Source organism: Streptomyces sp. NPDC058955 (assembly GCF_042741435.1).
Taxonomy (GTDB): Bacteria; Actinomycetota; Actinomycetes; order Streptomycetales; family Streptomycetaceae; genus Streptomyces.
On record NZ_JBHYKM010000045.1, the window covers coordinates 1,189 to 7,031 of the forward strand.

At 74.3% G+C, this 5,843-nt stretch carries 5 protein-coding genes and 1 pseudogene; 4 read left to right on the plus strand and 2 right to left on the minus strand.

Annotated features, from left to right (window positions below):
- A pseudogene (locus ACFW1I_RS18905) lies at positions 1-253 on the plus strand (SsgA family sporulation/cell division regulator); the annotation flags it as partial.
- Positions 254-281: 28 nt separating this feature from the next.
- Here the strand turns inward: ACFW1I_RS18905 and ACFW1I_RS18910 are convergent.
- Positions 282-1,682, minus strand: a complete 1,401-nt coding sequence (locus ACFW1I_RS18910) for an FAD-binding oxidoreductase (protein WP_384671124.1) — start codon at positions 1,680-1,682, stop codon at positions 282-284.
- Between the two features lie 98 nt (positions 1,683-1,780).
- Between ACFW1I_RS18910 and ACFW1I_RS18915 the strand changes: the two genes are divergently transcribed.
- On the plus strand, positions 1,781-3,196 hold the full coding sequence (locus tag ACFW1I_RS18915) for a tetratricopeptide repeat protein (protein ID WP_384671127.1): 1,416 nt from the start codon (positions 1,781-1,783) through the stop codon (positions 3,194-3,196).
- Positions 3,197-3,246: 50 nt separating this feature from the next.
- Here the strand turns inward: ACFW1I_RS18915 and hppD are convergent, their stop codons facing one another.
- Positions 3,247-4,392, minus strand: coding sequence for a 4-hydroxyphenylpyruvate dioxygenase (gene hppD / locus ACFW1I_RS18920; protein ID WP_384671129.1), 1,146 nt, complete (start codon positions 4,390-4,392; stop codon positions 3,247-3,249).
- 121 nt (positions 4,393-4,513) lie between these two features.
- Here hppD and ACFW1I_RS18925 point away from each other — a divergent pair, with 121 nt between their 5' ends.
- Complete coding sequence (locus ACFW1I_RS18925; RefSeq protein ID WP_384671132.1) at positions 4,514-4,990, plus strand: Lrp/AsnC family transcriptional regulator; 477 nt, start codon at positions 4,514-4,516, stop codon at positions 4,988-4,990.
- Positions 4,991-5,121: 131 nt separating this feature from the next.
- On the plus strand, positions 5,122-5,724 hold the full coding sequence (locus tag ACFW1I_RS18930) for an ArsR/SmtB family transcription factor (protein WP_384671135.1): 603 nt from the start codon (positions 5,122-5,124) through the stop codon (positions 5,722-5,724).
- The last annotated feature ends 119 nt before the right edge of the window (positions 5,725-5,843 follow it).

The window sequence follows — 5,843 nt, forward strand, 5'->3', positions numbered from 1 at the left end:
TTTGGTCCACGCCCGCCGCGTGATCCTGAGGGCCCTCCCCCCCCCCGACGGCGCCGCGCCCCGGGCGGCCCCGGCGGCGCTGGTGGCCGCCTGGCTGGAGCGGACCCTGCGCGCGGTCCCGCCGGGCACCGAGTCGGAGCGGCTGGGCATCGACGACGGGCTGGCGGAGCTGCTCGCGACCACCGTGGTCGGCGACGACCTGTGGCTGCGCGACCCGTGGCCGTCGGACGAGTCGCAGGACGGCGAGCTGTGAGCCCGTCCCCGTGTCCGTACGGACGGGCTCAGAAGAGCTTTCCGGGGTTGAGCAGTCCGAGCGGGTCGAAGACGCGCTTGATCTCCCGCTGGAGTTCGACGCCGACGGGGCCGAGTTCGCGGGCCAGCCATTCCTTCTTGAGGACGCCGACGCCGTGTTCGCCGGTGATGGTGCCGCCGAGGGAGAGGCCGAGCGCCATGATCGCGTCGAAGGACTCGCGGGCGCGCCGGGACTCGTCCTCGTCGGTGTGGTCGAAGCAGACGACGGGGTGGGTGTTGCCGTCGCCCGCGTGGGCGCAGACGCCGATGGTGAGGGCGTACTTCTCGGCGATGGCGGTGGTGCCGGCGAGCATCTCGGCGAGCCGGGTGCGGGGCACGCAGACGTCGTCGATCATCGTGGCGGGCCTGAGGGTCTCCAGGGCGGTGAGGGAGAGCCGCCGGGCCTGCAGGAGGAGTTCGGACTCGGCGGCGTCGGCGGCCGGGACGACCTCGGTCGCGCCGGCGGCGGTGCACAGCGCGCCGACGGCGGTGAGGTCGGCGGCCGGGTCGGGGGTGTCGAAGGCGCAGAGGAGGAGCGCCTCGGTGGTCTCGGGGAGGCCCATCCTCGCCACCCGGTTGACCGCCTGGACGGTGGTGCGGTCCATGAGTTCGAGGAGCGAGGGGGTGTGGCCGCGCTCCATGATCGCGCAGACGGCGGCGCAGGCGGCGTCCGTGGAGGGGAACTCGGCGGCGAGGACGAGCTGGGCGGGCGGCTGCGGCTTGAGGGCGAGGACGGCCTTCACGACGATGCCGAGGCTGCCCTCGGAGCCGACGAAGAGGCGGGTGAGGTCGTATCCGGCGACGCCCTTGGCGGTGCGCCGGCCGGTGCTGAGGAGGCGTCCGTCGGCGAGGACGACGTCGAGGCCGAGGACGTACTCGGCGGTGACGCCGTACTTGACGCAGCACAGGCCGCCGGAGGCGGTGCCGATGTTGCCGCCGATGGTGCACGACTCCCAGCTGGAGGGGTCCGGCGGGTAGTACAGGCCGTGTTCGTTGACGGCGCGGGACAGCACCGCGTTGACCACGCCGGGCTCGACCACGGCGACGCGGTCGACCGGGTCGATCTCCAGGATCCGGTCCATCTTGACGAGGGAGAGCACGACGCAGCCCTCGGAGGCGTTGGCGCCCCCGGAGAGTCCGGTGCGGGCGCCCTGCGGCACGACCGGGACGCGGTGCGCGGTCGCGGTCCGCATCACGTGCCGGACCTGTTCGACGGTGCGCGGGAGCACGACGGCCGCGGGGGTGCCGGCCGTGCAGAAGCTCGCCATGTCGTGGGCGTAGGAGGCCGTGACGTCCGGGTCGGTGAGGACGGCGTCGGCGGGGAGACCGGCGTGGAGGTCCGCGAGCAGGGCCGCGTGGGGAGCCGGCTGGGTCGTCTGGAGATCGTCCATGGTCCCAGCGTGGCACCGGGGGCCATCGGTGTGAACCCGCCGGGACGGGCGGCCGGTGTGCTCTTCGTACGAGCGCGGGCGGGCGCACAGTGAGGCGCATGTGCGCGATGAAGAGCCAGAACGTGTCGCGGGTGGTGCTCGCCTCCGGGGTGGCGGCGGTGCTCGCGGCGACGGCGCTGCTGTATCTGCCGGAGTTCCTGGACCGGGACGCTCCGCCGCGGCCGCCGGGGCCCGCGGAGCGGGCGGTGAGCGCGGCGCACGCGGGCGCGCCGGCGGCGCTGCCGGACCTGGTGGCGCTGATCGGCGACCGGGAGAGGTGGCTGGCGGAGCACCCGGACGACGCGGCCTCGTGGGCGGTGCTCGGCGCCGCCTACACGGAGCGGGGCACCCGGCTCGGGGACGTGCGGGACCTGCCGCGGGCCGAGCGGGCCCTGGACCGGTCGCTCGCCGAACTCCCCGCCGCCCGGGGGAACGTGGACGCCCAGCTGGGCCTGGGGGTCCTCGCGGGGGCGCGGGGCGACTGGAAGGGCGCGAAGGAGTGGGGCGAGCGGGTCCGCGCGGCGTCGCCGCGGCGGTGGAACACGTATCCGCTGCTCATCGACGCGTACAACGGGCTCGGGGACTATCCGGCGGCCCGGAAGGCGATGGAGAGCCTGGAGAAGCTGCACGGCGGGGCGGTGGTGCGGGGCCGGGCGGCGCAGGTCTACCGGGACCGGGGCTGGCGGGAGGACGCCGACGCCACGGCCCTGGACGCGGCGGCGCTGGCGGCGACGGACGCGGAGCGGGCGGCGGCGCACAGCCGGCTCGGGCAGTTCGCGTGGGAGCGGGGCGAGCCGGCGGAGGCGCTGGAGCGGTACGGGACGGCGCTGCGGTTCGTGCGGGACCACGGTCCGGCGCTGGCGGGCCGGGCGCGGGCGCTGGCGGCCCTGGGGCGGACCGAGGAGGCGCAGCGGGACTGGCGGGCGGCGCTGGCCCGGCAGCCGCTGCCGGAGTACGTCCTGGAGTCCGGGGAGCTGGCCGAGGCGCTGGGCCTGGACGGGGACGCGCGGGCGGCGTACCAGCGGCTGCGGGACGGGAGCCGGGCCGCCGGCTCGGCCGAGGTGGTGCTCGGGCTGCTGGACGCGGACCACGGCGATCCGGAGGCGGCGGTGGTCCGGCTGCGGGAGGCGTGGGCGAAGGGCCACCGGTCGGTGGCGGTGGCGGACGCGCTGGGCTGGGCGCTGTACCGGGCGGGCGAGCCGGAGGAGGCGCTGCCGTACGCGCGGCGGGCCACCGACGAGGGGCTGCGCAGCGCCGCGTACACCTACCACCTGGGCGAGATCGAGCGGGCGCTCGGGAGGACGGGTCCGGCGCGGCGGCACCTGGAGGAGGCGCTGCGGATCCATCCGTCGTTCTCGCCGCTGCACGCGCCCCGGGCGGAGGCGGCGCTCGCGGGGCTGGGCGAGCCGGACCCGGACGCGGTGCCGAAGGACGCGCTGAGGCCCGCCGGGGGGACGAAGGCCCCGAAGAGTTGACCGCGCGTCCGGAGCGGGCCCCGGGCCCCGCCCCGGACGCGCCGTCGGCCCTACAGGTTGCCGCGCTTCTCCTGCTCGCGCTCGATGGCCTCGAAGAGGGCCTTGAAGTTGCCCTTGCCGAAGCCCATGGAGCCGTGGCGCTCGATCATCTCGAAGAAGACGGTCGGGCGGTCCTGGACCGGCTTGGTGAAGATCTGGAGCAGGTAGCCGTCCTCGTCGCGGTCGGCGAGGATCTTCAGCTCGCGCAGCTCGTCGATCGGCACGCGGGTGTCGCCGACCCACTCGCCGAGGGTGTCGTAGTAGGTGTCCGGGACGGACAGGAACTGGACGCCGGCGGCGCGCATCGCGCGCACGGTGGCGACGATGTCGTTGGTGGCGAGGGCGATGTGCTGGACGCCCGGGCCGTTGTAGAACTCCAGGTACTCGTCGATCTGCGACTTCTTCTTCGCGATCGCCGGCTCGTTGATCGGGAACTTCACCTTCTTGGTGCCGTCCGCGACGACCTTCGACATGAGGGCGGAGTACTCGGTGGCGATGTCGTCGCCGACGAACTCCTTCATGTTGGTGAAGCCCATGACGTCGTTGTAGAACGTCACCCACTCGTTCATCTTGCCGAGTTCGACGTTGCCGACGCAGTGGTCGATGGCCTGGAAGGTGCGCTTGGCCGGGGGCTCGACGATCGGGGCGGCGGCGACGTAGCCGGGGAGGTACGGGCCGTCGTAGCCGGAGCGCTCGACGAGGGTGTGGCGGGTCTTGCCGTAGGTGGCGATGGCGGCGAGGACGACGGTGCCGTGCTCGTCCTTCAGCTCGTACGGCTCCACCAGGCCGGTCGCGCCCTGGGCGACGGCGTGGGCGTAGGCGGCGCGGGCGTCGGGGACCTCGATCGCCAGGTCGACGACGCCGTCGCCGTGCTCGGCGACGTGCTCGTCGAGGAAGCGGCCCCAGTCGCCGGTCGCCTTGATGACGGAGGTGAACACGAAACGGGCGGAGCCGTTGGTGAGGACGTAACTGGCGGTCTCGCGGCTGCCGTTCTCCGGTCCGGAGTAGGCGACCAGCTTCATGCCGAAGGCCGTGGAGTAGTAGTGCGCGGCCTGCTTGGCGTTGCCGACGGCGAAGACGACCGCGTCCATGCCCTTCACCGGGAAGGGGTCGGCCTCACGCGCGGTGGAAGGGGTGTGGTCAAGGATCTCAGTCATGGAAGGAGGGTCCCGCCGCCTCGCAAGGTGCGCAATAGTTCGCTGCAGGGGTGGTCAATCTGTACAGCGACCCGCGAGTATGGGCGGGCGACTTGTACATCGTGACCACTCGGAGGGCGTCGTGGCGATCGATCATTTGGACGGCCGGCTGATCGTGCTCCTGGCGAGGGAGCCGAGGATCGGCGTCCTGGAGGCGTCGCGGCGGCTCGGGGTGGCCCGCGGCACCGTCCAGGCGCGGCTCGACCGGCTCCAGGCGAGCGGGGTGATCCGCGGCTTCGGGCCGCAGGTGGACCCGGCGGCGCTGGGATATCCGGTGACGGCCTTCGCGACGCTGGAGATCAAGCAGGGCCAGGGCGCGGACGTGCGGGAGCACCTGGCGACCGTCCCGGAGGTGCTGGAGCTGCACACGACGACCGGGCACGGGGACATGCTGTGCCGGCTGGTGGCCCGGTCGAACGCGGACCTCCAGCGGGTGATCGACAAGGTGGTGGCCTTCGACGGGATCGTGCGGGCGTCGACGGCGATCGTGATGGAGAACGCGGTGCCACTGCGGATCATCCCGCTGGTGGAGCAGGCGGCGGGCGGGGAGCCGGAGTAGCCGAAGCAGCCCCCGCCGGGGCCCGGGGAAGCCGCTGTGCCGGGACCGGGGAAACCGTTGCGCCAACAGTCCAAAGAACCCGTTGCAAAGAAACCCTTGCAACGGGTTCTTTGCATGCCTACGCTCGCCCCATGCCGAACGAGCCCCAGCCCCGGCGGGCGCCGCGGCCGCAGGACACCCGCGTGCTCGACCCACGCTCCCTGCGCGGCCTCGCCCACCCGCTCCGCATCCAGCTCCTCCGCTCCCTGCGCCACGACGGCCCCGCCACCGCCTCCGGACTCGCCGGACGCCTCGGCGAGTCCAGCGGCGCCACCAGCTACCACCTCCGCCAGCTCGCCGCCCACGGCTTCGTCGAGGACGAGCCGACCCTCGGGAAGGGGCGCGAGCGGTGGTGGCGGGCCGTCCAGCGCGGCATCAGCTTCGACGAGACCCTGCACCACGACCCCGACCCGGCGGTGCGGGGCGCGGCCGACCTCCTCATGCACGAGGTCGCGTCCCACCACACCCAGGAGCTGTCGTCCTGGATCGCCACCCGCCACGAGTGGGACACCGCCTGGGCCGGGGCCTCCGACATGAGCGACTTCACGCTGCGGCTGCCGCCGGCGGTCGCGCGCGAACTCGGCGAACGGCTGCACGCGCTGATCGCGGAGTACCAGGACCACGCGGAGGCACGCGCGGCGGACGCGGCGCGGGTACGGCTCCACCTGCACGCGTTCCCGCAGCGGGAGGGGTGACGGGGGCGGGGCGGGGGCGGGGGGGGGGGGCCGGGGGGGGGGGGGGTGGGGCCCCCCCCCCCCCCCCGCGACACGGGGGGCGCCCCCCCCCCCCCCCCCCCCCCCCCCCCCCGCGGGGG

Coding starts and splice junctions, on each gene's coding strand:
- ACFW1I_RS18915 (WP_384671127.1), top strand. CDS start 1,781: ATGTGCGCGATGAAGAGCCAGAACGTGTCGCGGGTGGTGCTCGCCTCC.
- ACFW1I_RS18930 (WP_384671135.1), top strand. CDS start 5,122: ATGCCGAACGAGCCCCAGCCCCGGCGGGCGCCGCGGCCGCAGGACACC.
- hppD (WP_384671129.1), bottom strand. CDS start 4,392: ATGACTGAGATCCTTGACCACACCCCTTCCACCGCGCGTGAGGCCGAC.
- ACFW1I_RS18910 (WP_384671124.1), bottom strand. CDS start 1,682: ATGGACGATCTCCAGACGACCCAGCCGGCTCCCCACGCGGCCCTGCTC.